Annotated in this window: 24 protein-coding genes; all 24 read right to left on the bottom strand. The window is 39.9% G+C overall.

Going from position 1 to position 26,784, the window contains the following annotated elements; all coding sequences use genetic code 11:
• Positions 1-21: 21 nt before the first annotated feature.
• The 24 genes from ACE1TG_RS17850 to ACE1TG_RS17965 all read right to left on the bottom strand — a co-directional run bounded on the left by ACE1TG_RS17850 (position 22) and on the right by ACE1TG_RS17965 (position 26,195).
• Positions 22-390 (bottom strand): ATP synthase subunit I, encoded by a 369-nt coding sequence (locus tag ACE1TG_RS17850; protein ID WP_375053763.1) that lies wholly within the window; start codon positions 388-390, stop codon positions 22-24.
• 454 nt (positions 391-844) lie between these two features.
• A complete protein-coding gene (locus ACE1TG_RS17855; RefSeq protein ID WP_375053764.1) occupies positions 845-3,004 on the bottom strand; it encodes a S8 family serine peptidase in 2,160 nt (719 codons plus the stop codon).
• 1,009 nt (positions 3,005-4,013) lie between these two features.
• Complete coding sequence (gene wecB / locus ACE1TG_RS17860) at positions 4,014-5,129, bottom strand: non-hydrolyzing UDP-N-acetylglucosamine 2-epimerase (RefSeq protein ID WP_375053765.1); 1,116 nt, start codon at positions 5,127-5,129, stop codon at positions 4,014-4,016.
• A gap of 18 nt (positions 5,130-5,147) precedes the next feature.
• On the bottom strand, positions 5,148-5,777 hold the full coding sequence (gene upp / locus ACE1TG_RS17865) for a uracil phosphoribosyltransferase (RefSeq protein ID WP_375053766.1): 630 nt from the start codon (positions 5,775-5,777) through the stop codon (positions 5,148-5,150).
• 232 nt (positions 5,778-6,009) lie between these two features.
• Entirely contained in the window at positions 6,010-7,245 is a 1,236-nt protein-coding gene (locus ACE1TG_RS17870) for a serine hydroxymethyltransferase (protein WP_375053767.1), read from the bottom strand.
• Between the two features lie 21 nt (positions 7,246-7,266).
• Positions 7,267-7,842, bottom strand: a complete 576-nt coding sequence (locus tag ACE1TG_RS17875) for a TIGR01440 family protein (protein ID WP_375053790.1) — start codon at positions 7,840-7,842, stop codon at positions 7,267-7,269.
• A gap of 29 nt (positions 7,843-7,871) precedes the next feature.
• Complete coding sequence (gene rpiB / locus ACE1TG_RS17880) at positions 7,872-8,312, bottom strand: ribose 5-phosphate isomerase B (protein ID WP_375053768.1); 441 nt, start codon at positions 8,310-8,312, stop codon at positions 7,872-7,874.
• Positions 8,313-8,376: 64 nt separating this feature from the next.
• Entirely contained in the window at positions 8,377-8,991 is a 615-nt protein-coding gene (locus tag ACE1TG_RS17885) for a low molecular weight protein arginine phosphatase (RefSeq protein WP_375053769.1), read from the bottom strand.
• Positions 8,992-9,169: 178 nt separating this feature from the next.
• The gene (locus tag ACE1TG_RS17890; RefSeq protein WP_375053770.1) at positions 9,170-9,724 is read right to left on the bottom strand and encodes a manganese efflux pump MntP; all 555 of its coding nucleotides are present in this window, start codon (positions 9,722-9,724) and stop codon (positions 9,170-9,172) included.
• A gap of 61 nt (positions 9,725-9,785) precedes the next feature.
• Positions 9,786-10,802 (bottom strand): L-threonylcarbamoyladenylate synthase, encoded by a 1,017-nt coding sequence (locus tag ACE1TG_RS17895; protein ID WP_375053771.1) that lies wholly within the window; start codon positions 10,800-10,802, stop codon positions 9,786-9,788.
• 197 nt (positions 10,803-10,999) lie between these two features.
• The gene (locus ACE1TG_RS17900; protein ID WP_375053772.1) at positions 11,000-11,401 is read right to left on the bottom strand and encodes a GNAT family N-acetyltransferase; all 402 of its coding nucleotides are present in this window, start codon (positions 11,399-11,401) and stop codon (positions 11,000-11,002) included.
• 88 nt (positions 11,402-11,489) lie between these two features.
• A complete protein-coding gene (gene spoIIR, locus ACE1TG_RS17905) occupies positions 11,490-12,101 on the bottom strand; it encodes a stage II sporulation protein R (RefSeq protein ID WP_375053773.1) in 612 nt (203 codons plus the stop codon).
• A gap of 79 nt (positions 12,102-12,180) precedes the next feature.
• Positions 12,181-13,026 (bottom strand): peptide chain release factor N(5)-glutamine methyltransferase, encoded by an 846-nt coding sequence (gene prmC, locus ACE1TG_RS17910; protein WP_375053791.1) that lies wholly within the window; start codon positions 13,024-13,026, stop codon positions 12,181-12,183.
• 1 nt (position 13,027) lies between these two features.
• Positions 13,028-14,098, bottom strand: coding sequence for a peptide chain release factor 1 (gene prfA / locus ACE1TG_RS17915; protein WP_375053774.1), 1,071 nt, complete (start codon positions 14,096-14,098; stop codon positions 13,028-13,030).
• A gap of 315 nt (positions 14,099-14,413) precedes the next feature.
• Positions 14,414-15,379 carry a nuclease-related domain-containing protein gene (locus tag ACE1TG_RS17920; protein WP_375053775.1) on the bottom strand — a complete coding sequence of 322 codons (966 nt, stop codon included), beginning with the start codon at positions 15,377-15,379 and terminating at the stop codon, positions 14,414-14,416.
• Between the two features lie 1,160 nt (positions 15,380-16,539).
• Positions 16,540-17,160, bottom strand: coding sequence for a thymidine kinase (locus tag ACE1TG_RS17925; RefSeq protein WP_375053776.1), 621 nt, complete (start codon positions 17,158-17,160; stop codon positions 16,540-16,542).
• Between the two features lie 294 nt (positions 17,161-17,454).
• Entirely contained in the window at positions 17,455-17,700 is a 246-nt protein-coding gene (locus ACE1TG_RS17930) for a type B 50S ribosomal protein L31 (RefSeq protein WP_375053777.1), read from the bottom strand.
• A 189-nt stretch (positions 17,701-17,889) separates the two neighbouring features.
• Positions 17,890-19,170, bottom strand: coding sequence for a transcription termination factor Rho (gene rho, locus ACE1TG_RS17935; protein WP_375053778.1), 1,281 nt, complete (start codon positions 19,168-19,170; stop codon positions 17,890-17,892).
• Between the two features lie 386 nt (positions 19,171-19,556).
• Positions 19,557-20,525: a class II fructose-bisphosphatase gene (glpX, locus tag ACE1TG_RS17940; RefSeq protein WP_375053779.1), complete on the bottom strand. Its 969-nt coding sequence runs from the start codon at positions 20,523-20,525 to the stop codon at positions 19,557-19,559.
• A gap of 298 nt (positions 20,526-20,823) precedes the next feature.
• The gene (locus ACE1TG_RS17945) at positions 20,824-22,110 is read right to left on the bottom strand and encodes a UDP-N-acetylglucosamine 1-carboxyvinyltransferase (protein ID WP_375053780.1); all 1,287 of its coding nucleotides are present in this window, start codon (positions 22,108-22,110) and stop codon (positions 20,824-20,826) included.
• A gap of 169 nt (positions 22,111-22,279) precedes the next feature.
• Complete coding sequence (gene fsa, locus ACE1TG_RS17950; protein WP_375053781.1) at positions 22,280-22,921, bottom strand: fructose-6-phosphate aldolase; 642 nt, start codon at positions 22,919-22,921, stop codon at positions 22,280-22,282.
• Positions 22,922-22,984: 63 nt separating this feature from the next.
• Positions 22,985-23,851, bottom strand: a complete 867-nt coding sequence (fba, locus tag ACE1TG_RS17955; protein WP_375053782.1) for a class II fructose-1,6-bisphosphate aldolase — start codon at positions 23,849-23,851, stop codon at positions 22,985-22,987.
• Between the two features lie 188 nt (positions 23,852-24,039).
• The gene (locus tag ACE1TG_RS17960) at positions 24,040-24,399 is read right to left on the bottom strand and encodes a response regulator (RefSeq protein ID WP_375053783.1); all 360 of its coding nucleotides are present in this window, start codon (positions 24,397-24,399) and stop codon (positions 24,040-24,042) included.
• 197 nt (positions 24,400-24,596) lie between these two features.
• Entirely contained in the window at positions 24,597-26,195 is a 1,599-nt protein-coding gene (locus ACE1TG_RS17965; protein ID WP_375053784.1) for a CTP synthase, read from the bottom strand.
• Positions 26,196-26,784 lie beyond the last annotated feature (589 nt).

A 26,784-nucleotide genomic window follows, 5' to 3' on the forward strand; every position in this document is an offset into this window, starting at 1 on the left:
TCTTCACCCCTCCTCCAAGCACTACTCCTTAGATTTGGACATGACAAAATCTATCAAAATAACAAGATAAGATGTCATTAATCCAATCAGAACAGCAATAGTGTGAAAATAATCTTCATAACGAAGTGCGACAACTACCGCTAGTGCAACTGCAGTAAGACGCGATAATGTACCAATACCTCTTACGGATCGTTTTTCTTCTACAGCATCTGCAAGGTTGTTGATTTTCCTTTGTAATAACCATAAGTTGTAAAAACTGATTAAACTTCCCAAAAGAAGTCCGAGGAAGATACGTGGATACGGTGTAAAACCAGCACCAAGTACCAAAATTGCGAGAAGGTAGAACATATACTTTCGTTGGCGAGTTATCATTGTGTCATAATTCGACATAACCTAACCCTTTTCCTGTGAATTTGAGCATAGTAGGTTGTTCATAAAAATACGATCTCCTTTTGTGGAAAAGAGTCCCCTCGCCGATATCCGAAAAAAATATTGGAAAATCCTCATGGTTTCTGCTACCTATCAAATAAACAGCAGAAGTGAGGTAAATCACTGCTGTAGTGGAAAAAATTTCATATAATTAAATAATATTCTATCTATTGAAGAACATAGATATATCAGCTTACATGAAACCCTTACCATTCCACACTAAGTTAGTTTACATTAGGCGTACAGCATTGTCAATTAGTATGTGATCTAAAATACAACCTGATCAGTAACCAATAATTTGCGTCATTTTGCCGGAAGCTAACAGATCGTTAAATAGTCATTCTTAGTAATAGTATAAATGAAATTCCCCCCCAATTTAATGACGATTCTGTGAACAGTTTTTTGTCGAATTTGATTATTGTATATAAATCATGGTTTGATAACTTTCAAGTCCGCCATTTTCCAGATGGACAGTAATAACTGCCAGATATTTTCCAGACTCTCCTAATTCTGATTCATTCAAATAACCTTCATTCATACCGACTCTGACATCATTGTTTTGCAGGAATAACCTATCAAAAATCAGTGTTTCGGGATTGTATAACTTTACTTCGACTCTTTTTGCAGGGTCTGTTATGTAAAGCTGATAGACAAACTGATTGTCGGAAAAAGGTTTTAATGAAAAATCAAATCCCATCGCTTTTGGATAATCAGCCGTTTCATTAACAAACAGATATGGTAAATGATAGTTTTCGTCACCCTGTGTTAATGTCAGCCATCCCTGATGCAGTCCTTTATTTAATAATGTACTGTTAATGCTCAGTTCAACTGGAACCTTCTTTGTTTCACCTTTTGGAATTGTAAATGTCTGTGGCAGCTTCCAGCTAAGTCCTTTTTGCTGCTTGGGTATGGTAAATGCATAAGATTGCGCCTTTTTCGAGTTATTTTCGATGGTGAGCTTAATCGTTTTTGTTTCTTTATAATCCATTACTTTTTCGAATGAAAGCAGTGGGTTATGGATAATGGTCGGTGTATTGATTGCTTCTTGTGGCTGAATTTTACCCATTCCCTGAACATTTGGATCAAAAGGCATTGATTGATTCGTATTAATTCTGGTTGCGGTCGTTTTCAATGCACCGGTGAGTTGTTCAATTGTCCAGTCTGGATGAGCTTCTTTAAGCAGTGCCATCGCACCTGTTACGTGTGGTGCTGCCATACTCGTTCCCTGCAGTTCCTGGTATCCACCTGGAACTGTGCTTAAAATATTAGTACCTGGCGCAATAACTTCTGGCTTCAAATCCCAGTTAACGGTAACAGGTCCGCGCGAACTAAAATCAGCGATAGCCTGTTTAGTCTCTTCATATTGTGTCTCCATATATACTGCCTTGTTCTTCGTGTATTGTTCCAGCCATTCACCATCCTGTTTCGATATTGCTGCAACAGGGATTTCGATTGGCTCCTCCGTATTCTCAACTGATCCCTGAAATATCCCTGGCTCATTATTGGAAATAAGTACGGCAATTGCTCCAGCATCCTGTGCCATCTTTGCTTTTTTGTAGAAAGGAAGTTTGCCGCGTTTGGTAACAGCTATTTTACCTTTGACATTATTGCTGTTAAGTGGCGCGATCTGATAGTCTGTTGTGAACTTCCAAGGTATTGATCCTGCCATTTGCATTAGTTTAATTTTTTTATCTTCCAATGTTTCAAACAAATATGGTACTGTTTGCGAATTAGCTAACGCTCCAACAGAAAGCGCATTTTTCGCGGTGGCAGGTGACCCTACTGTCCAGTTGCCTGGGCCATTATTTCCATTAGCAATAACGACAGCGACACCAAGTTCAACAGCTCGGTTTACAGCAACACTCGTTGGAAAATCAGGACCATTCACCGTATTGCCAAGAGACAGGTTAATGATATCTGCTCCATCATCCACTGCCTGTTCCAATGCAGCAATCACTTGTACAGACGTACCACGCCCACCTGGACCAAGAGCACGATACGCATATAAATCGGCTTGTGGAGCAACTCCTTTCAGTTCACCGTTAGCTGCAATTATTCCCGCGACATGTGTCCCATGAAGCGTCGGCATACCTTGCGATTGAACTGTTTCCATTGGATCATCATCAAGATCAACCAGGTCAAAACCGGCCACATAATTTTGAGCAAGATCTGGGTGCTCATAGTCAATTCCTGTGTCAACTACGGCAACCTGTACACCTTCTCCCGTATAGGTTGTGTCATTAAGGGAGGCAGGAAGAACTGCATTTTCCGTGTTCTCTTTAAGCGGTTCGTATTGTGTCCGATATGTTGTTACGGGATGAATGGCCTTAATAAATTCCAGCGACTCCATTTTTTCCAGCTTTTTTGGGGTTGCCTGAAGTGCTAGACCATTGAAAAGTGTCTCATATGTTTCAATAACTTTTATGTAAGGATGATACACTTCAATGTATTTTTTATGTTCAGATGGATCACCTTCAACTTCAATGATAACGGATGCGGTATTATCTTCTATTGCGTAGGCGGATAGAGGCAATATGGTAACGGAAATTAAAAGTATAGTTAGGAATAAACGCATGGCGGATGATCTCCTTTTGTAAGTGGAAGGTATCCACTTATTATGGGAGAAAAGTGGAGGATTCATGCATATGATGTTAGGTATTTCTTGTGTAATCTTGGAGAAAAAATAGATTCTTACCTGCCGTTATAATAGTGCGTTATAAATTAAAGGTACCGAGTTGTAGTAATTAGTGTGGCTCCCTAACCGGGCAGTTGTAATATACTCGCGCACCTAGGCACACCACGAGCCTCCGACGCATAGGACGTGCTAGTGCAGAAGTTGCCACAGGACGTGGCGTACTTAGTCTGCCTCGATCGCGAGTATCGCTCTCTGTGGGGGCTCTTAGGATCGCTGTCCCACTGAAAGCCAAGTTTATTAAAGTTGCTGATCAGATAGAAACTTCGAAACAGTAGCTGAGTGCTTGACATCGCTTCGGAAATACATTCCGCTTTCCGCGGACAACGCTTCAGCTTCCTCGGAAGCAAAAGCCGCTTCCTGCGGGGTCTTCAGCTGTTGCTTTTCCCGCAGGAGTCTCCATGTATTTCCTCCGCTAGGTTTTGCTCACTTTATCCTATAAATTAATCAATGCTTATTGTGATATTGCTTCTTAGCCATAGGAAACACTTTAGACTCTAATCAGGAAACCTCTTCCAGTGGAGGCAGAATTCGCAGACTCCTATGGGAACAGCACGTTCCGAAGACCCCGGAGGAAGCGATTAAATGATGGCCGACTAAAACCGTCCTTTGCGGACAACGTCGGCATACCCCTTGCCGGGGCAAGGAGGCTGAGGTCGTGCCCATGGAAAGCGAAGTATTCTGCCGGAACGAATTCAAGCACTCAGCCATCATTAGAACAAACGAAAATCTTTACTAATCCACATCTTATATCTAATCAGCACAAACCTTTTTGAAAGTAGTTATGCCTGCAACAAAAAAATCCGAACTGATTCGAATTCTATCTCAGAATTTTCGAATCACAGTTCGGATTATACTTTGACTAGTACACTTTTTCCCAGCCTATTATTACTTAGCGATTAAAATATCCCGCTATCGCGTCGGCTATTTTTCGCGATGCTTCTCCGTCGCCATACGGATTGGAAGCTTTAGTCATTTCCAGATGAGCCTCGTTATCACTCAGTAATTCGTTAGCCAAGTCAAAGATAGTATTTTCATCAGTTCCTGCCAGTTTTAAAGTTCCGGCGTCTATACCTTCCGGACGTTCAGTTGTATCACGCAGAACAAGAACAGGTACTCCCAGGGATGGTGCTTCTTCCTGGACTCCTCCTGAATCGGTCATAATTAAATGGGACCTGGCGGCAAAATTATGAAAATCAACAACACCTAGTGGCTCAATCAATTGAATACGACCGTCATCACCTAAAATATCATTTGCGGTTTGCTGAACGACTGGATTCAGGTGAACCGGATAGACAACCTGAACATCGTCATGCGTTTCGACAAGTCGTTTTATAGCTCGGAACATTTGCTCCATATTGTTACCGAGATTTTCCCTGCGATGTGCTGTCATAAGAACTAACCGCTTGTCACCAAGTGCGTCGATTATCGGGCTCGAATAGGATTCATCAACCGTTGTTTTCAATGCATCTATTGCTGTATTTCCGGTAACAAAAATCCGGTTAGACGGTTTATTTTCCTCCAACAGGTTTTGCATTGATTTATCAGTTGGTGCAAAATGCAAATCTGCCATAACACCGGTCAGCTGTCGATTCATTTCCTCTGGGTAAGGTGAATATTTATCCCAGGTGCGCAAGCCTGCCTCAACATGTCCAACCGCAATCTGATTGTAGTAACCAGCAAGGGAAGCAGCAAATGTTGTAGTCGTGTCACCATGGACAAGTACAATATCTGGCTTGGTATCTTTCATAACCTCGTCCAAGCCCTCTAGTGCTCGTGTTGTGATTTGTGCCAATGACTGTTTTTGTTTCATAATATTTAAATCGAAATCAGGAGTTATTCCGAAAATATCAAGCACTTGATCGAGCATTTCCCGGTGCTGAGCCGTGACAGTTACAATTGGCTCAAATTCATCTGGACGTTTTTTCAATTCAAGAACAAGCGGTGCCATTTTAATCGCTTCCGGCCTTGTTCCAAATATTGTCATGACTTTTATCCGTCTACTCATAATACTTCCACCTTAAACTTATTTTGTACCAAAAAGCCTGTCGCCAGCATCGCCAAGGCCTGGTCGTATATAGCCTTTATCGTCTAACTTTTCATCAAGCGCTCCAAGGTAAATATCAACATCCGGATGCTCTTCTTTAATTACTTCCACGCCTTCAGGTGCAGCAATCAGACACATCAGACGGATTTGCTTAGCTCCTCGCTTTTTCAGGGAATGAATTGCATCATTTGCCGATCCACCCGTAGCAAGCATTGGATCGATTACGATTAATTCACGCTCTTCAATATCTGATGGAAGTTTAATGTAATACTCGACCGGCTTCAGGGTTTCCGGATCGCGGTATAAACCAACATGGCCTACTTTTGCTGCTGGAATCAGCTTCAATACGCCGTCAACCATTCCAAGACCAGCACGAAGAATTGGAATAAGCCCAATTTTTTTACCAGCTAAAACTTTTGTTTGTGTTTCCATCACTGGTGTATTGATTGTTTTTTCCTGCAGTGGCAAATTTCTTGTGATTTCAAAAGCCATTAACATTGCAACCTCGTCAACAAGCTCACGAAATTCTTTTGTTCCTGTAGACTTCTCTCTTATGTACGTTAACTTATGTTGAATTAACGGATGATCCAGTACGTGTACATTTCCCATTTTGCCGATCACTCCTTATTAATTATTGCATCTTTAAAATTGTACTGAAAAACGGACAAGCTTTCAAGTGAACCGTAAAAATAACTTTTTTAACCAGTTTCTTTAAAAATATTGTTAGAGAACTTGGCATTTATTAAAGGGATTCTTATGAAAGCGTATTTTACTTCTTTAACCCCTTATACTCTCTTATCTGCCAAAAAGGATGCTCCTCAAAAAGGAACACCCTAATTAATTATGCGTATAGTGGAAATTTGCCAGTTAACGCTTTAACGCGATCTGCAGCTTCACTTAATTTAACTTCATCTTCATGATTTCTTAGCGTAAATGAAATTATTGATGCGATTTCTTTCATTTCTGCCTCAGCAAAACCACGTGTTGTCACAGCAGCAGTACCAATTCGGACGCCGCTAGTTACGAATGGACTTTCCGTATCAAATGGAATTGTGTTTTTATTCGTTGTAATACCAATTTCATCCAGTACTTTTTCAGCTACCTTACCCGTAAGTTCCAGTGGCGTAACGTCAAGCAGTAGTAAATGATTGTCTGTTCCTCCTGATACAATGCGAACTCCTTCATTTGTCAAAGCTTCACCCAAAGTTTTTGCATTTTCAATGATCTGTGTAGAGTATGTTTTAAAATCATCTGATAACGCTTCGTTAAATGATGTTGCTTTTGCAGCAATCACATGCATTAACGGGCCACCCTGCATGCCAGGGAATACGGATTTATCTATTTTTTTCGCGTATTCTTCTTTACAGAGAATCATTCCACCCCGTGGGCCACGTAATGTTTTATGTGTTGTAGTTGTGACGAAGTCTGCATGCGGTACAGGATTAGAGTGGAGGCCTGAAGCTACAAGACCGGCGATGTGCGCCATATCAACCATGAGATATGCACCTACAGCATCGGCAATTTCACGGAATTTGCCAAAATCAATTTCACGTGAATAGGCACTGGCACCCGCAACAATCAACTTCGGCTGTACTTCTTTTGCCTGTTCTAAAACTGCATCATAATCAAGTTGCTCTGTTTCCTTATCGACACCATAGTCAACGAAATTATAAAGCTTGCCACTGAAATTTACTGGGCTTCCATGTGTTAGGTGACCACCATGGTTCAAGTTCATCCCAAGAACCGTATCACCTGGTTCCAATGCGGTAAAATAAACAGCCATATTTGCTTGCGCACCTGAATGCGGCTGAACGTTGGCATGTTCTGCATCAAACAATTCCTTCGCGCGATCACGTGCCAGATTTTCCACGACATCAACATGCTCACAGCCACCATAATAGCGTTTACCCGGGTAACCTTCTGCATATTTGTTCGTCAGTACGGAACCCATTGCCTCCATAACTGCTTCCGATACGAAGTTCTCAGATGCGATTAGTTCAATTTTTTCATGCTGGCGCGTTTTTTCTGCTTGTATTGCATTGTATAGTTCATTATCTGCTTGTTTAACATGATCCATTTTACTTCCCCCTTGTGTAAATTAAGTGCAACGATTATTTAAATCTATATCTTCATATACTGCTCGCTTACCGCCAATTAATTTTGGCCGTGTACGTGCAGTGGTCACCCGTGCATCACCCACCATCCGTTGTCGAAATCGGAGTGGAACTGCTACCTGTCTTAAGTGCATGCCGATCATTGTTTCACCGATATCCATCCCACTGTTTGCCTGGACAGTTTCGACAACTACTGGTTCAACCAAATTCTTATAAGCAAACGTTGCCATTGATCCACCTGCTTTTCGCACCGGAATAACGGAAACCTCATCTAGGTGCTGCTGTTGCATTGTTTCTTTTTCCATAACCAAGGACCGATTCAGATGTTCACAGCATTGAAAAATGAGCTGAATACCAGTTTGCTCCTTTAGCCTTGTTAACGCTTTAAAAATAACTGAAGCAATTTCTTCACTTCCTGACGTGCCTATTTGTGAGCCAGCTACTTCACTTGTTGAACAGCCAACTACAAATAGTTCGCCCTGATTAAGATGTCCGCTGTCAATCCATTCTGTAACAACAGCTTCCACATCACGCTCGACTTTCTTTATTAAATCTGCCATCATAATTCACCATCCTGTATAAGGAGACTTTATTTATCTTCGTATGATGTGATTTTTCCAATACGATTTGCGTGACGCCCGCCGTCAAATTCAGTTTCCAGCCATGTTTTGGCGATTTCTCGGCCAAGACCTGGGCCAATTACACGCTCGCCCATTGCAAGCACATTGGAATCATTGTGCTGTCGAGTTAATTTTGCACTATAAACATCGTGTGTCAGTGCACATCTTATACCTTTTACTTTATTTGCTGAAATCGACATGCCGATCCCTGTTCCGCAAATAAAGATACCACGGTCAAATTCACCACTGGCAACACGTTCAGCGGCAGGTAAAGAATAGTCTGGATAATCAACTGATGTCTCGCAAGAACAACCAGTATCCTCGTATTCAATGTTCATTTCGTCCAACAGGTTTTTCACTTCATTACGAATTGTCATACCCGCATGGTCTGCTGTTAGAATAACTTTCATCGCTCATCTCTCCTTCTCAGTTGAAAATATCCTGCTTTTATTATGCATCAAATCGTTTCATTTTTTAAGTGTTAGGGTCGTTTATTTTTTTATGCAGTAAATCAATATGCTTTTCCATTTCTTCTAATGTCGCTTGATATGTTTTAAAATCGCCTCCGAACGGATCGGAAATATCATAATTAATTAAGTTAGCTTCCAGTTTCTGAATGTGCTCAATGTCATCCTGTAAGTGTTTTGTAAGCTCTTCTTCCAAGCGATGATTTTTAAGCTCATGCTGATTTTTGTGAATAAACTGGGATCGTTTCTCTTCATAGTCAGCATAGGCCTTCTTAAGTTCATTCCATACTTTTTTATCCGATTCTGATACGTACTCTTTTAGCGTGAAATATTTGTCCTGAAAATTAGGGTACTGCAATATTAGGGATTGTTTATGCTGCGTCGTCATGGTGATCACTAAATCTGACGAATGCAAAAGCTTATCTGTAACAGGCTGCGATTTAGTGTCCAAAGTGATTCCACGCTCAAGCAAGGCTTGTATTGCATAGTTATTCGGACGTTGATTTTCCCCTGCAAAAATCCCCGCCGACTGCACCTGAATATCAGGCATCTTATGTTTAATTAACGCTTCTGCCATTGGGCTCCGGCACGTATTTCCTGTACACACGAACAATATCTTCATATGGATACCTCCGATTATCTAAATCCACATTCAAACTATACCATAGAATAAAGGAGATTGTCAGACACTTTAAAAGGATATTCTTTTTAGAAAAAAATAATTAACTTCTAGTCTTGCGAGAATTTAATTCCATGAAAAAAGGTCTCCTTCAGTAGCAGGAAACCCAGTAAACCAATTTTTATCCAAATAGAATATTGAGACCGAAACTGCAAAGGATACTGCCACCTAAAATTTCACTGTACACACCTAGCAATCCGTGTACCTTTTTTCCTAAAATCATTCCCGCCCAGGTTAAAACGGTGCTGACAACACCAAACAGCATTAGTGCTATCATTGTTTTTACTTCAGACATGCCTAGACTCAATCCTACCGAAAAACTATCAAGGCTAACACTAATGGCAAAAAATAATAAACCAATTCCTACTGGTTGTACAATTTTTTTTGTATCATGATTAAATGCTGAGAATACCATTTGTGCACCAATTCCAACTAGCAACAAACCTCCAGCAAGTGTTGTAAACTGCCCGATTTGTGTGGAGATTGCTTGTCCCAGCATGATACCAATAAATGGCATTATGATATGAAATAACCCGATTATGATTCCAATTAATGCAATACGCTTTAACCGAATCTTTTGCATTCCCATGCCTAAACTAACTGAAAATGCATCCATTCCTAACGCAAGTGCCATAAATAAAAGCGATACTACTTCCCCAATCTGATAAACCGACATCCTCCATCCCCCTCGGATATGCTATTAAACTATATGCATGTCCAAGTGAAAATATGTGATGTTAATCTTTCAGATAAGCTGAGGATGCTTTTTTCAGGCGATTCATAACTGCCTCACCGATACTTGTTTCTGGAAACGTTTCGCAAATAATTAAATCTATATCTCCATCCTTGAATTCACGTAAGGCATCATAAAGGGTGGCCGCAATTTCCTCTAAGTCGACGCCAAGCGGTATAATTCGATCAGCTGTTAGTTTTTGCGATGTGGAAGTACTTGCCATCACGCCTACACGACTATGTTGAGCTCGTTCGTCATTTATTATTTCCTGCATTTTTTCAGGTGAACCATCTACTAACCACAATGGTACTTCTGGTGCATAATGCCGATATTTCATTCCAGGAGCTTTTGGCTTCTCGGATGTATTTGCCAGTGCAGGATCAATTATAACCTTACCAACTACCCGTTCAAGCTGTTCTTTTGTTAAACCACCTGGCCTTAAGATGATCGGTATTTCCTGTGTACAGTCAATCACTGTCGATTCAACACCAACTCCAGTTGGCCCACCATCAACTAATCCGGCAATTTTCCCATTTAAGTCTGCCCATACATGGTCAGCCGTTGTTGGACTTGGCTTTCCGGAAACATTTGCACTCGGAGCGGCGATTGGTATACCGCATTCTTTTAGTAACTTGTTCGCAACCGGATGATCTGGTATTCGAACACCAATTGTGGATAACCCTGCTGTTACATTAAATGCGCACGTTCCATTACTTGGCAGGACAAACGTTACCGGGCCAGGAGTGAATGCATCAATCAACTTTTCTGCAGTTGGTGATAGTGAGCTTACCAAATTGCCTAATTGCTGTTTTGTGGCAACATGGGCGATTAACGGATTGTCTTCAGGCCTTCCCTTTGCTTTGAAAATTCCTGATACAGCAGTTTCATTTGTTGCATCTGCCCCTAATCCATAGACCGTTTCAGTTGGAAAAGCTACTGTTTTACCACCTTTTAATAGGGTGGCCGCTTCTTTGATTGCCATTTTATTTGTTTGTACATTCCATCGTTTTGTTTGAACCATCGCTGAGCCTCTTTTCTAACGTTAATTTTAGTCGATGGTGGTTTTTTTGGCAAAAAAAATAGCCTGTTGGAGATTTTTCCACAGACTATCCACAAATTATGCCTTATTAACGGGGGATTGTTAATAAGTTATATATTAAATCCACAGTTTTTAAACACCTTATACACAAGAATTTGTGCATAAGTGTGGATATGTGATTAAGATACGTTATAAGTCCACCAACTGCCTTTGTCGATTGGACGTTTATCCACGAAAACATTCTCTTTTTGTGGATAAAACTGTAATGCTTCCAGTAAAACATCGACCATTGGCTGGTGGCTGTGGACAAATACCTTCTTCGCTTGTTTTTCTTTTGCCATTGCTAGAATAGCTTCCAGCAATATAGGTAACGATTTCGCGTAGTCTTTCGTAATATAAAGCTGTTTTAGCCAATATATACCTTCCTCAATGGAATCTAATATAAAGCATCCTTCGATATTATCCTCAATTTCCACGACATAACCTTTTTTCTTTAACAAATCCTGTTCCACGTTGTCATTGCTGTTTAGAAAGTTTTCCAGTTTCTCCTGAGATGTTTGGTTCGCTGCGATTAGCTTCATTTTTTTCACCTCTATGATTTTTGATAGTTTTAACTTAAGCTTACGTATAAGCCGCGTTTTCTAATATTCTATGCAAAAACTATGAAGTCTATGACCAACCAAACCATTCAAAGAGAAAAAATTTCACTTCAGCTTGTTCATCCTTTTCAGTTTCCTCTCTGTCAGCTACCTCTTTGTCAGTACTTGCACTGGCTACACTCGTTCCATTAGAAAAGTCCAAAAAACATAACGGAGGAAATAGAACACACCACCAATTAGCACCTTCACCTTGGCCGAGCGTTATCAAAACCGCTTCATACTCACCAGGTGGATATAGAAAATTTCCATATAACTTTGCCGGAAATGTGACATTCGTTCCATATTCTACCTTATACGATTGCTCTTTGTTTTCCTGTTTCAGTACTTCTGCTACAATTGCTTCAATTTTTGGGATGCGTTCTTCAATTAATTTTCTAGCTTTATTAATGTCCGTTATCTCTTTCACCCATTCGGAAATAACAGCGTTAACCTCGTCGCGGACCATACGTTTTAATTGCTGATCTTCCTCATTATCACTGTTTGCTAGAATGCGTAACCGGATCGCCTCATCCGGTATAACTTTAATATTGGAATCGGAATTTGATTCATCACTTATTCCCTTAACAGGCATCGATAATATAATAATAAAAAATATAATTGCTGAAATTACTAGTTTCTTCATCGTTATAATCCCCCTCCATCTGATTTACAAACAGTATGGGCAGGGGAATATTTTTTTAAACTAGTAATCTATTATTTTTTTACACGAGAGCTTGGATAATTCGGTCTTTTTTGTTGATGTCTTTCATGACTTGCACGTTACTCGTTGGGAATTGTTCAGTTAAAAGATCCCGAACAGCTTCACCTTGGCCGTCACCAATTTCGAAAAAAACAGCAGCAGAATCATTTATGACACAAGGAATATTTGCGATGATTTGACGATATGCAGCTAACCCATTCTCATCAGCAAAAAGCGCAAGCTCCGGGTCAAATTTTTCCACCGTATCTGTGAGATTAGCTTTATCCTGAGGAGCAATATACGGCGGGTTTGAAACAATAATATCTGCCTTTTCCCCAATGAACGGTTCAAGGAAGTCACCTTGTAGGAATGTGACTTTTGCACCCAATTGTTTTGCATTTTGATTTGCAACAATAAGCGCATCCTCTGAAATATCGGTCGCATAAACAGTCGCTTTTGGAAGTTCGAGTGCCAGCGTTACAGCAATAACCCCACTGCCTGTTCCAATATCGACAATTGTGCATGATTCATTTACTGATGTTTGAATAACTTGCTGGACAAGCTCTTCCGTTTCTGGCCTAGGGATAAGGGTATACTCGTTCACACGAAATTTCCTGCCGTAAAATTCTTCATGACCAATAATATGCTGGATTGGAACACCGGTTTCTGCGTGCTTTTCAATAGCATCCTGAAACTGCGCTTCGACTTTTTTTGGAACTGGATCACGCATCATCGTAAAGAATTCCGATCTGGATACTACAAGAAAATGCTGCAGTAACAACTCAGCGACTCTTGGTTCACGGTTATGTTTTTTTAAAAAAAGAGAAGCCCACTGAAGGACTTCATGTTGTTTGGATTCTTTTTCCATTTTATTCACCAATTTGTTCTAGTTTTTTGGTTTGTTCTTCAACTAACATTGCATCAATAAAGTCATCTAACTTACCTTCTAATACCTGATCAAGCTTCTGAATTGTTAAACCGATGCGGTGATCGGTAACACGAGTTTGCGGGAAATTATACGTACGAATACGTTCCGAACGATCTCCTGTACCAACTGCTGATTTTCTGTGCTCATCATATTCAGCTTGTGCCTCACGCTGAAATTTATCATAAATACGCGCCCGCAATACTTTCATCGCTTTTTCCTTGTTTTTAATCTGTGATTTTTCATCCTGACATGATACCACAACACCTGTTGGTTCATGAGTCAGACGAACAGCGGACATTGTAGTGTTAACACTTTGCCCACCAGGACCACTTGATGCGAATGTATCTACACGAATATCTTTTTCATGAATATCAACTTCAACATCTTCTGTCTCAGGCAGTACAGCTACTGTCGCCGTTGATGTATGAATCCGGCCACCAGACTCTGTTTCAGGAACACGCTGAACGCGGTGTGCACCATTTTCATATTTCAACTTGGAGTATGCTCCAGTACCATTGATCATAAAAATAATCTCTTTATACCCGCCAACTCCTGTAGAGCTTGCCTCAATGACATCGATTTTCCATCCTTGCATCTCGGCATACTTGGAATACATACGGTAAAGATCACCAGCAAATAGCGCTGCTTCATCACCACCGGCAGCACCACGAACTTCCATAATAACGTTTTTATCATCATTCGGGTCTTTTGGCAGAAGGAGAATTTTCAGCTTCTCTTCCAGCGATTCTGTGTCTTCTTTTAATTCCTCAATTTCCATTTTAACCATATCATCCATCTCATCATCAAGATCATCTTCAAGCATAGCTTTTGCATCATCCAACTGCGACATCTTATCCTTATATTCACGGTATACCTGAATGATTTCCTCAAGACCTGCTTGTTCCTTCGAATACTCCCGCAATTTGTTCGTATCACTTATAATATCCGGATCACTAAGTAGTTCATTTAATTTATTATAACGATTTTCCAATGATTGTATACGTTCTAACATCACGGTCACCTCTTTCTGATTAACAGTATAATTATAGTATACTCCCGTGTGGAGGTCAAAGTTTACTTTTGTTCTGGTGTCTTTCTGTGCTTTGCAGAGTGTCTTTTTAATTTGGGGTGCTGGGGTTCGGTTGCGTGGGTGCGCGGTTGCGGGTTTATGCGGTTGTGCGGTTGTGCGATTCAGTCTTCGTACGAATTATTCAGTCTTTATTGGGACAATGTGGCGTTTATTCAATTTTCGTTGCAGCTTATTCAGTATTCGTTGTACCTGATTCAGTACTCGTTAGCGCTAATTCAGTTTTCGAGCAGAAATATCTTATTTTAATTCTAATCGATAAGACCGTGATTTTGTGTTACCAGTATAACTGTATCCGCTGTTCAACAACAAATTTTTCATTACCTCAGGAGAGTCTACCATCAGAAATTCCCTCGCCTCCCTGTTCCTTATGTTTTCACCAAACAATAAATAATAATCATTCAATGCTGGTATATGTGCATTTGCTGAAAAGTGATTACAATGCCTGCAATGCCACTTACGATTTAGTCTTTCCATTGGTACCGATGAGCACTGTGGGCAAAATACTCCTTTAATCAGTTCACTTCTTTTGACACTAAAGTTGTTAAGAACATTAGTATCATAAGGTGTATGATCAGCTAGTAGTTTAGAAGATAGTTGTTGAAGCATGTCCATATCAAAAATGGGGTCCCTGAATTGTCGGTTTAATTCTTTTATTTTATGAAAAAGTAAATTGCTATGAATAACTTCTTTTGGTACAGGATTGTTAGAGGACAATGGTTTAATTATTGTACTTGGGGAACTATAAACAACGAAGTATAATAGCGGAATTTGTGGGAAATTCTGCTGATTTAGCCATAACCGTAATCTGTGGCGCTGTAGTTCAACTTGAGGAATTGGATTAGGCAGACCTTCCTCTTTACCGTCGTCTCCTACGCGAATCACTTGATTCTCTCCGTCAAAATATAATGTGCCATACCAATTTTTGACCTCAACAATTAATAAATAGTTTCTGCTTGGAATAAGAGTGTCAATTTCAAAGTGACTTTGTAAGCTCGGAACACGGAGGTTATGCAGAATTAAGTAATCTTCAGGAGTAAGAAACGAAAGAGGATAGCTGATTTCACGTTCCCCCTTTATACCACTCTTGTTTTTCACAATTTCATCCTGAATCTTACTTTTTTCTCGGTGGTAATCTTCTGTCCTCCTGCCCAGTGCCTCTAACTTCAAACTGTAGATGTTCATTTCATGTGGTTTAATAATCATTTGCCCACAACCTTTCAAGTTATATATAAACTTAATATACACTGTTATATATAACTTGTGGTCCTTTTTATGAAAATAGTATTTTACCAGAATGTTTATATTAGAAATTAAAAATTCACTCTAAATGCAGCAGTGACTTTTATATTTTGATCGCAAAGTTCAGCTAGTTTAATGATTTTCTGTTACTAATATTGGTCAGTTAGGGTGCAATATTGGGAATTTTTTCTTGAATTCAGTTTTTTTGCAAGTAATTCAGTCTTTTATTATGTTTATTCAGTTTTCAAGCTAAAAGCAAGACGAACACAAAAATCTTCCTACCTTGGTGGGACACTGCGACGAGATTCAGTCTTCACATGAATTATTCAGTCTAATTTGTGCAACATTGCCGTTTATTCAGTTTTCAACACTGCTGTTTCAGTTTTGGTTACGCTTGATTCAGTATTCACTAGCAATTATTCAGTTTTCAGGCCAAAATCAGGCTGATTTCAGATGATGGTGATTTTCTGCCTCAGCAGAAATTCTTCCTACCCTGGGGACCACTGCGACGAGATTCAGTCTTCACATGAATTATTCAGTCTAATTCGGGGCAGATTGCTGTTTATTCAGTTTTCAACACTACTGATTCAGTTTTCGTTACGCTTGATTCAGTACTCACTAGCAATTATTCAGTTTTCAGGCCAAAATTAGGCCAAATCCAGAAGATGGTGATTTTCTGCCTCAGCAGAAAATCTTCCTATCTTGGCGGGGGAGGCACTGCGACGAGATTCAGTCTTCACCTGGATTATTCAGTCTAATTCGGGGCAGATTGCCGTTTATTCAGTTTTCAGCCTTGCTGTTTCAGTTTTCGTTGCAGCCTATTCAGTACTCACTAGCAATTATTCAGTTTTCAGGCCAAAATTAGGCTGATTTCAGAAGATGGTGATTTTCTGCCTCAGCAGAAAATCTTCCTATCTTGGTGGGACACTGCGACGAGATTCAGTCTTCACATGAATTATTCAGTCTAATTCGGGGCAGATTGCTGTTTATTCAGTTTTCAACACTGCTGTTTCAGTTTTCGTTACGCTTGATTCAGTACTCACTAGCAATTATTCAGTTTTCAGGCCAAAATCAGCCCCAACCACCTCTAACCAAAAACAAAAAAAGAGCGCGAATGCACTCTTTTACTTGGACAGTTTTGATAGGGTTTTTACTGCTTCATTTCTGGGTTTGTTTGGGACTTCATGGTGATGACGGCATCTTGGTTCATAGGATTCAGATGCTCCTACCATTATTACCGGGTCATCATATGATGCTGGTCTCCCATCAATTAAGCGTTGTGTACGACTTGCTGGTGATCCGCAAACTGGGCAGATTGCATTAAGCTTAGACACTGATTCGCTCAGCGCCATTAATTTTGGCATAGGTCCAAACGGTTCCCCGCGAAAATCTGTGTCCAGACCTGCTATAACTACACGAATGCCTTTATTTGCCAATTCATCAGCAACAGCTGTAATATTTTCATCAAAAAATTGGACTTCATCAATACCAATCACATCTACTTCATTATCAATATCTTCCAGAATTTCATCTGAGTTTTTGACAGGGCGGGCAATAGCCGATGTGCCGTTATGGGTTACAACTGAATCATCTGCAAAGCGATCATCAATCGCTGGCTTAAATACGCGTACAGATAAGTTGCCATATGTTGCACGGCGTACGCGGCGTATAAGTTCTTCTGATTTACCGGAAAACATACTACCACAGATTACTTCTACCCAGCCGCTTTGTTTCATAATGTACATATGCGGGATCTCCCTTCAACGTATATGTATTTATATTATAGTTTAACACTAATTTCGACAAATATTGATAGGACCTTTAGCATTTATCAGCTAAGTTTTCTAATATTAGGTTATCCTATCCCACATACTAAGTCGTTTGTTTAAAAATGAAAGTAAAAAAACAGGCAAAGGTAAGACATTTTGCCTGTTTCTACTTTTGACTGAGCTATCCAGCCTTTTATCAATCCAGCTTCAGGACTGGGATACAAAGCACGCTATGTGCAAAATATATTTTTCCCCAGTTCATTCAGCCTTTTAGTTCATATTATATTTTTTCTTGAATCGGTCTACACGTCCGCCAACTTTGTCAGCTTTTTGTTTACCTGTGTAGAACGGGTGTGAATCTGAACTGATTTCAACACGGATCAATGGATATGTGTTACCATCTTCCCACTCAATAGTTTCTTCTGAGTCTTGTGTTGAGCCACTCATGAATTTAAAATCTGAGCTTGTATCAAGAAACACAACTTTTCTGTATTCTGGATGAATATCTTTTTTCATGTCTTTCCACTCCTTTTTGCCCTGAATCCTTTGGAACAGAGTTTATTGCAAGAGCCGTCATAGGCACAATACCTTATCTAAACTCACATAAAAAAATTATAACAGTCTATAGGATTGATTGCAATAGCTAAAAACTTCCCAAGGGTAGAAAACTTGGCCCCTTTTAAGGTAGATTTCTCAACTGTCGGTTTACTTCTTAATTCCTTTGCGGCTCATTTCTTCTTCCATTTGCTGAAAAAATTCCATATTATTCTTCGACGATCTTAACCGTTTCAGGAAGCGATCGAGAAAGTTATGTGAATCCTGCATCGTTTTTCGGATAGCCCAAATTTTATCCAAGTGTTCTTTGGAGACGAGCAATTCTTCTTTTCGTGTGCCTGATTTTAAAATATCGATTGCCGGGAATATCCGACGCTCAGCCAGACTGCGGTCAAGATGAAGTTCCATGTTACCTGTTCCTTTAAATTCTTCATAAATAACATCGTCCATCCGTGAACCTGTATCAACTAGAGCAGTTGCCAGAATCGTGAAACTTCCGCCCTCTTCAATGTTACGTGCCGCTCCAAAGAACCGTTTAGGACGATGGAATGCAGCAGGATCTATACCACCTGAGAGTGTTCTGCCACTCGGGGGAATAACAAGATTGTATGCACGTGCCAAACGGGTAATACTATCCATTAATACAATTACATCACGTTTATGCTCAACTAATCGCATTGCTCGTTCCAAGACAAGCTCAGATACCTTAATATGACTTTCTGGACCTTCATCAAATGTTGAACTAACTACATCGACATCAGCATGTACGGAACGTTCGATATCCGTAACTTCTTCAGGACGCTCGTCCACTAGCAGAATAATCAGTTTTGCATCCGGATGATTTGCTGAGATACTATTTGCTATTTCTTTTAATAGTACAGTTTTACCAGCCTTTGGCGGTGCAACAATTAAACCTCGCTGTCCAAAGCCAACTGGAGTCATCAGATCTATAATTCGGGTAGAAAGGCTTTTCGTGTTTTTTTCCAACTGCATAAACCGATCAGGATATAGTGCTGTTAAAGCAGGAAAATGCACACGTTCCTTTGAAGTTTCAGGATCTTCGCCATTAACCGCATCTACATGCAAAAGTCCATAATAGCGTTCATTTTCTTTTGGAGGGCGTACCTTTCCAGATACTTTATCCCCATTTCTTAAATCAAAGCGGCGAATCTGGGATGCAGATATATATATGTCTTCTGCACTTGCAGAGTAATTGATTGGTCGTAAGAAACCGAACCCTTCTGATGTAATAATCTCAAGTACCCCGTCCATAAATAAGTAGCCATCTTTTTCAGCTTGAGCCTTAAGTATAGCAAAAATAAGTTCTTTTTTTGTCAGTTTCGAATAATAAGAAACCTTGTGCTCTCGTGCTAGAGCATATACATCCTTCAATGTTAACGTCTCTAGGTGAGAGATTGATAATTCAGCCATTTAATCACCACGCCTATTCATTTTTACATTTTAAAATTTAAACAAAAGTATGAAGTTCAGATAAGAAAGTATAAATCCTTTTTTACTGCATAAGTGCAACTAAGGCTTCTGCCAGTAAAGCTTGGCAAAAAGTCAATTTTTTCTATGAGTTAGTTACTCGGGTTTATTAGTTATATGGTCTGTTCTAACAGAAATGAAGAGTTGTCGGAAGCTAGAATAGAAGTTTGTTTTTATAAATTATATTAACCATTCTTTACTAGTATTAAACATCTACCATAATACCTGTTTGTATCATAACATTCAACTCTATTTTTATATTCTTGCCAGTTGGATGATTAATAGAGAAGGAAGCCGAGAATAATATGGCTCCCTTCAATAATAATTTATTATGGTTCCATTACGAGGTTTGGTTTTTTCTTCAGGCTGTGATCACCATCGATAAAGCGGACTGTTCCGCTTTTAGCGCGCATAACTACTGTTTGTGTAGTTGCTTTGACACCTTTAAACTGGACACCCTGTAACAATTCACCGTCAGTAACTCCTGTCGCAGCAAAGATTGCATCATCACCGCCACAGAAATCATCCATGTAAAATACTTTATCTGTGTCAGCTATACCCATTTCTTTACAACGTTTTCTTTCTTCATCGTTTGAAGGGACAAGCTTCCCTTGCATTTCACCACCCAGACACTTCAGGGCAACTGCAGCAAGTACACCTTCAGGGGCTCCACCTATCCCAAATAAAATATCTACACCTGTATCATCAAATGCCGTATTCATTGCACCCGCGACATCGCCATCTGGAAGTAACTTGATGCGTGCACCTGCAGCGCGTATTTCTTCAATTAACTCCACATGACGTGGGCGATCCAAAACGACTGCCACAAGGTCTTCCATATTTTTGTTTTTTGCCTTGGCAACAGCTTTTAAGTTATCAAGTGTTGATGCATTTATATCCACTTTGCCTACTGATTCTGGACCGACAGCTAATTTTTGCATGTACATGTCTGGTGCATGCAAAAGTTTCTTATGATCAGCAATTGCAATAACTGCTAGTGCATTCCATGTACCCTGGGCAACAATGTTTGTTCCTTCCAGCGGATCAACAGCAATATCCACACTAGGGCCAGATCCAGTACCAAGCTTCTCACCAATATAAAGCATTGGCGCTTCATCCATTTCCCCTTCACCGATTACAACTGTACCCTGCATCGGGATTGTATCAAAAACGTCCCGCATAGCAGTTGTTGCAGCATCATCTGCCTCTTCCTTTTTGCCTCGTCCCATCCAACGAGCTGATGATAGGGCAGCTGCTTCTGTGACGCGTACGATTTCCATTGTTAAACTTCTTTCCATGATATCTCTCTCCCTTTAAATGTAATACCCTCATCCCAAGAAGATATTAAATATGGAGATAACAACGCAGAATTAGAGCATCTGTTTTTTTCTCTCTACGTCCAGCTCCAGCTCCCAACGACTAGTGGACTTCCTTCTCCTCCTTACGATAAGTCAACAGCGAATCGCATGCGCTCTTCGTGTTTCCTTTATCTCATACGGAAGGAATGATCGACTAATACCGCCGCTATGCGCGGCAACATCGATCCACCCGCGATGCGCGGGCGCAGTCCATACGTCGCTAATCGGGCGCTTTGGACTACGAATTTTGAAATTGCTCTATTTCCTGTTGTGTCATTTCTTCCCGCCATACATTTGCACCGAGGTCGATTAGTTTCTCTGTAATTTTCTCGTATCCTCGATCAATATGTTCCAGGCCGGTAATTTCGGTGATTCCATTTGCCATTAGTCCGGCGATAATCAGTGATGCACCCGCACGTAAATCGGTTGCTTTTACGCGTGCACCTTCTAATTGCACTGGTCCTGAGACAATGACAGAACCACCCTCAACTTTTATTATAGCATTCATTCGCCGTAATTCATCAATATGTTTTAATCTTGCTGAATAAATTGTATCTGTAACAACACCTGTATTAACTGCTTTAGTTAATAACGTTGTAAAAGGCTGCTGTAAATCGGTAGGAAAGCCTGGGTAGACTAGTGTTTTAACATCAACGCTCTTGAGTGGCTTTTTCGGTGCAATGTATAGTTGCTCGTCTTTTTCTTCCACTACCACGCCCATTTCACGTAACTTAGCTAATACAGACTCCAGATGCTGTGATATCACATTGTCGATAATTACTTCTTTACCCTGAGCTGCAGCTGCGATTGCATAGGTTCCAGCTTCAATTCGATCAGGAATAATGGTATGGCGGCATCCGTGCAGATTCTCAACACCTTCAATTCGGATAACATCTGTTCCGACACCTTTAATTTTCGCCCCCATATTTGTCAGCAACGTTGCTACATCAATTATCTCTGGTTCTTTGGCTGCATTTTCAATGACTGTTTTACCTTTTGCCTTAACAGCAGCAAGCATAATATTAATTGTTGCGCCAACACTAACGACGTCCAGATATATTCGTGCACCTCTTAGTTCATTGGCTCTGATGTAAATTGCACCTTGTTCATTGGTAACCTCGGCTCCAAGTGCCTCGAAGCCTTTGATGTGCTGATCAATTGGACGAGGGCCTAAGTGACAGCCACCCGGCAAACCGATAACTGCCTGGTTAAACTTCCCTAACATCGCACCCATGAAATAGTAGGACGCTCGGAGTTTTTTCACTTTTCCATTTGGCAGTGGCATTGATACCATATTTTCTGGATTAATATGCACTGTCTGCCCATCCCAGCTTACTTTGCCACCAATTTCTTCAAGCAAGTCACCAAGGGTGTATACATCTGAAATTTCTGGTAGCCCTTCAATCATTACATGAGAATCAGCTAAAAGTGCAGCAGGTAATAACGCGACAGCACTATTTTTGGCCCCGTTGATTCGGACCTTCCCGTTTAATAAGTTTCCGCCTTCCACTAGCATTTTCTGCATTTGTGGCACCTCACTTTTTGACGTACAGAATGTACTAATTCCGGAGTGGCCATAATTATAGCCCCTTTTGCCGGTTGAGGTTATTCAAAAAGTTAATTTTGAAAAACATATTTCCTGTTTGTTTACTTTTATTTCCTTTATGTTGCACAATTTTTCCAATTCTATGCGCTTATTTTTGGTTATTCCAATCAGACAGGAATTTTTCAATACCTTGTTCTGTTAATGGATGCTTAACAAGCTGACCTAGAACTTTATATGGAATTGTTGCTATGTGCGCTCCATTTAGTGAAGCATCAATAACATGTAATGGGTTCCTGATTGATGCGGCAATGATTTCTGTGCTTATATCATGAAGATCAAATATTTCAAAAATCGTTGAAATTAACGTCATTCCATCATGACCAATATCATCTAAACGACCAAGAAATGGCGATACATATGATGCACCTGCTCGTGCAGCAAGTAACGCTTGATTGGCATTAAAAATTAATGTAACGTTCGTTTTGATATTCAGATCACTGAATGCCTTTACAGCTTTGAGTCCTTCCAATGTCATCGGAACTTTAACGGTTATATTTGGTGCAATTGCCGCAAGTTCTTTACCTTCTTTAATCATGCCTTCAGCGTCCTCAGCAATAACCTCAGCACTTACTGAACCTGACACTTCATCTGTAATTTCTTTTAATCGATCATGAAAAGAAATACCTTCTTTTGCTACTAGACTTGGGTTCGTGGTCACGCCTGCTAAGATACCAAGTTCATTTGCGGAACGGACCTCTTCTATATTTGCTGTGTCGATAAAAAATTTCATCGTTTATGTCCCTCACTTTCATACAATTGTCTTTCTACTAACATTATGCTTAGATTGCTCGTACTATTTTGCCTGTTTGGAAGAACCAAATTCACGCATTTTTCCAATAACCGTTTCCTTAATTGCGTCACGGCTTGGGCCAAGATACTTACGTGGATCGTATAGATCAGGTTTTTCATTTAATACTTCACGAACTTTCTTCGCTTGAGCAATCTGACTCTCTGTATTTACATTAATTTTTGCTGAACCTAAGGAAATTGCACGTTTAATATCTTTTGTTGGGATTCCCGTACCACCATGCAATACAAGTGGAATATTCGTCAGGTTCATGACTTCCTCCATGCGGTCAAATCCGAGGTTTGGTTCACCTTTATAAGGACCATGTACGGAACCAAGAGCTGGTGCAAAGCAATCAACATTTGTTTCGTTTACAAGTCTTTCGCACTCTGCAGGGATTGCATATGCAGCTTCTGCATCTTCAACAATTATGTCATCTTCCTGCCCGCCAACACGACCAAGTTCTGCCTCAACAGATACGCCATGAATATGTGCCAGTTCAACCACTTTTTTAGTTAATGCAATATTATCATCTAATGGTTGTGAAGACGCATCAATCATTACAGATGTAAACCCTGCCTGAATTGCTTTTGCGCATGCTTCAAAGCTTGAACCATGATCAAGATGGATAGCAACAGGAACAGTTGTACCGTACTCTTCCATGAGTGCTTTAACCATTGAAACCACCACTTTGAATCCGTCCATGTATTTTCCGGCGCCTTCAGAAACACCAAGAATAACCGGTGACTTTTCTTCTTCAGCAGCCTGCAGAATAGCTTGGGCATATTCCATATTATTTAAATTGAATTGTCCAACTGCATAGCCATTTTCCTTGCCCTTTTCGAGCATATCTTTCATTGATACTAATGGCATTCTATATCCTCCTTAGATGACTATGTCTGTCTCTATTAAATTAAACTACAATATAAGAATACCAACAACATCATCAACTCGCAAGAACAAAAGCGAAAGTGCCTATCCAGCTGTATCCCGCATAACAAATAGCAGCTAATGGTATCAGTCAGCTGCACAATTGCTATCTATTTATACCTTTGGTTACGTCATCCAATTAAACCTTTTGTAAAGTTACTGACATCCTGAACATTAAATGGCTTTGCTAGGACTTTTTTTACCAACTCGAATTGTTGAGATTCCTCCAAAATTTCTTCCGATAAACCACTCATTAAAATAACAGGTATTTCAACTTTATCATGTTCCAACTTCTGGATTACCTGCACACCGTCCACAACAGGCAACTTATAATCCAGCATCAGCAAGTCGAATGAGCTATTGTATAATATATCCAATGCTTCCTTCCCGGTTTTTGCCATCGTTACATGATACCCGTCATTTGTGAATATCTCCTGTAAAAGTAAGCGAATACCTGGTTGGTCATCAACCACTAATATTTCCTTTTTCATAAAGATAACCTTCTCCCACCTCGAACATAAATTTATCTCTACTCACATATTTCTACATGGATAGTGAAAATTCCTTCTTTTTAAAGAACATATTTTTTATGTCATATTGATGGAAAGTCACTTATAATTAAAAAGACCCACATAAACAACGAATATACGTTCTCTATATAGGTCTTTTATATTGTTTCATCGTTAAATTATTTATTAACCACTGCACCAATGAAGCCATGAAATAATGCTTGCGACCTAGTTGGACGTGATTTAAATTCCGGGTGAAATTGACACGCCACAAACCATGGATGGTCGGTAACCTCAATTGTTTCGACCAATCTGTCATCAGGGCTTGTTCCAGAAAAAATGAATCCATTTTCCTTCATTTGCTCCCGATATTCATTATTAAATTCATAACGGTGGCGATGACGTTCATAAACAATATCCGCCCCATCATAAGCTGCTTTCGTTTTTGTGTTATCTGTTAATTTACAAGGATAAATGCCTAGTCTTAATGTACCGCCAAAATCAGATATATTTTTCTGTTCAGGTAATAAATCGATAATCGGATACGGCGTTTTTGGATTGATTTCTGCTGAATGTGCACCCTTCAATCCGAGTACGTTACGGGCAAATTCTACAGTAGCAAGCTGCATTCCAAGACAGATACCGAAAAATGGTATTTTATTTTCACGTGCATAGCGAATTGCTTCAATTTTTCCTTCTATTCCACGATCACCAAAACCACCAGGTACTAAAATACCGTCGACATGCTTCAGCTCATTTTTAATTGTTTCTTCATCGAGCTTTTCAGCGTTAATCCAGTTAATTTCAATGTCCGTATCATAGTAAAAACCTGCATGCTTTAACGATTCGACAACTGAAAGGTATGCATCAGGGAGCTCAACGTACTTTCCGACAAGTCCGATTGTAACCGTTCCGGAAAGATTTCTTACCTTGTTGACCAGTTGTTTCCACTCACTCATATCTGCCGGCTGACATTCCAATCCGAAATGATCACATGTCAGCTGATCCAGTTGCTGCTCCTGCAATGAGATAGGAACCTGGTATAATGTATCTGCATCAGGCATTTCAATAACTGCATTTTCGTTGATATCACAAAATAATGCAATTTTCTCTTTCATATCCTTGCTGATTGGCAGTTCTGTACGCAATACAATTGTGTCTGGCTGAATGCCTAATGAACGTAATTCCTTCACACTGTGCTGGGTCGGCTTTGTTTTCATTTCCCCCGCAGCTTTAATGTACGGTACTAACGTACAATGAATATACATGACATGTTCTTTCCCGATGTCACTCTTAATTTGACGGATTGCTTCCAAAAATGGCAAGGATTCAATATCCCCAACTGTTCCGCCAATCTCCGTGATAACAACATCTGCTTTTGTAGCTTGTCCCGCGCGAAAAACCTGCTCTTTAATTTCATTTGTTATATGGGGAATAACCTGTACCGTTCCACCCAGATAATCGCCGCGACGTTCTTTTTTTATAACACTGGAATATACTTTTCCAGTTGTTATGTTACTGTATTTATTTAAATTGATATCAATAAACCGTTCATAATGGCCTAAGTCAAGATCAGTTTCTGCGCCATCTTCTGTAACGAAAACCTCACCATGCTGGTATGGGCTCATCGTTCCCGGGTCAACATTAATGTACGGATCAAACTTTTGAATGGTTACTTTTAAACCTCTGTTCTTTAACAACCGACCTAATGAAGCTGCTGTTATTCCTTTTCCTAGTGAAGAAACAACACCACCTGTTACAAAAATATACTTCGTCACTATTCATCCCTCTTCTTTCTTTATAAATTATTAGATTTATATTTTGCCTGCCTGATTAAAAACCTTTCTAAACTATGTTCTGCTTAAATAACAAGGGTTAAACATTAGAAATGCTTGTCTTACCGCCAAGACATAGGCGAAATGCCTCTATCTGCACTTATACAGTAAAAATGTATTTATGGTTTTGTATGAAAATACTTCTCCAGCTGATTACATATACATTCTCATAATAAATGGCGGACGAAACGGTATTCTCTAGCGGACACAGGAGACGCTATTTCTATAAAAAAGTGAACTTCTCGAACTTATTCGGAAACAGAAGCCCTTATTTTACCTAGATCATGGTTAATAGAGGACATTTGTGCCAAATAAGGTTCCTGGTGTCCGCAAACACTTCCATTATCGTGCATTTGTGCTAAATAAGTGCTCTGGTGTCCGCAAACACTTCCATTATCGTGCATTTGTGCTAAATAAGTGCTCTGGTGTCCGCAAAACCTCAAATTGCCAATGTGAAAACTCTAGTGGCTGTGCATTCGACAGCCATGTTGATTTCTACTTTGGCATTCGCAAACTCTTAAGCGAAATGCCT

The organism is Virgibacillus sp. JSM 102003 (assembly GCF_041949995.1).
Taxonomy (GTDB): Bacteria; Bacillota; Bacilli; order Bacillales; family Amphibacillaceae; genus Lentibacillus.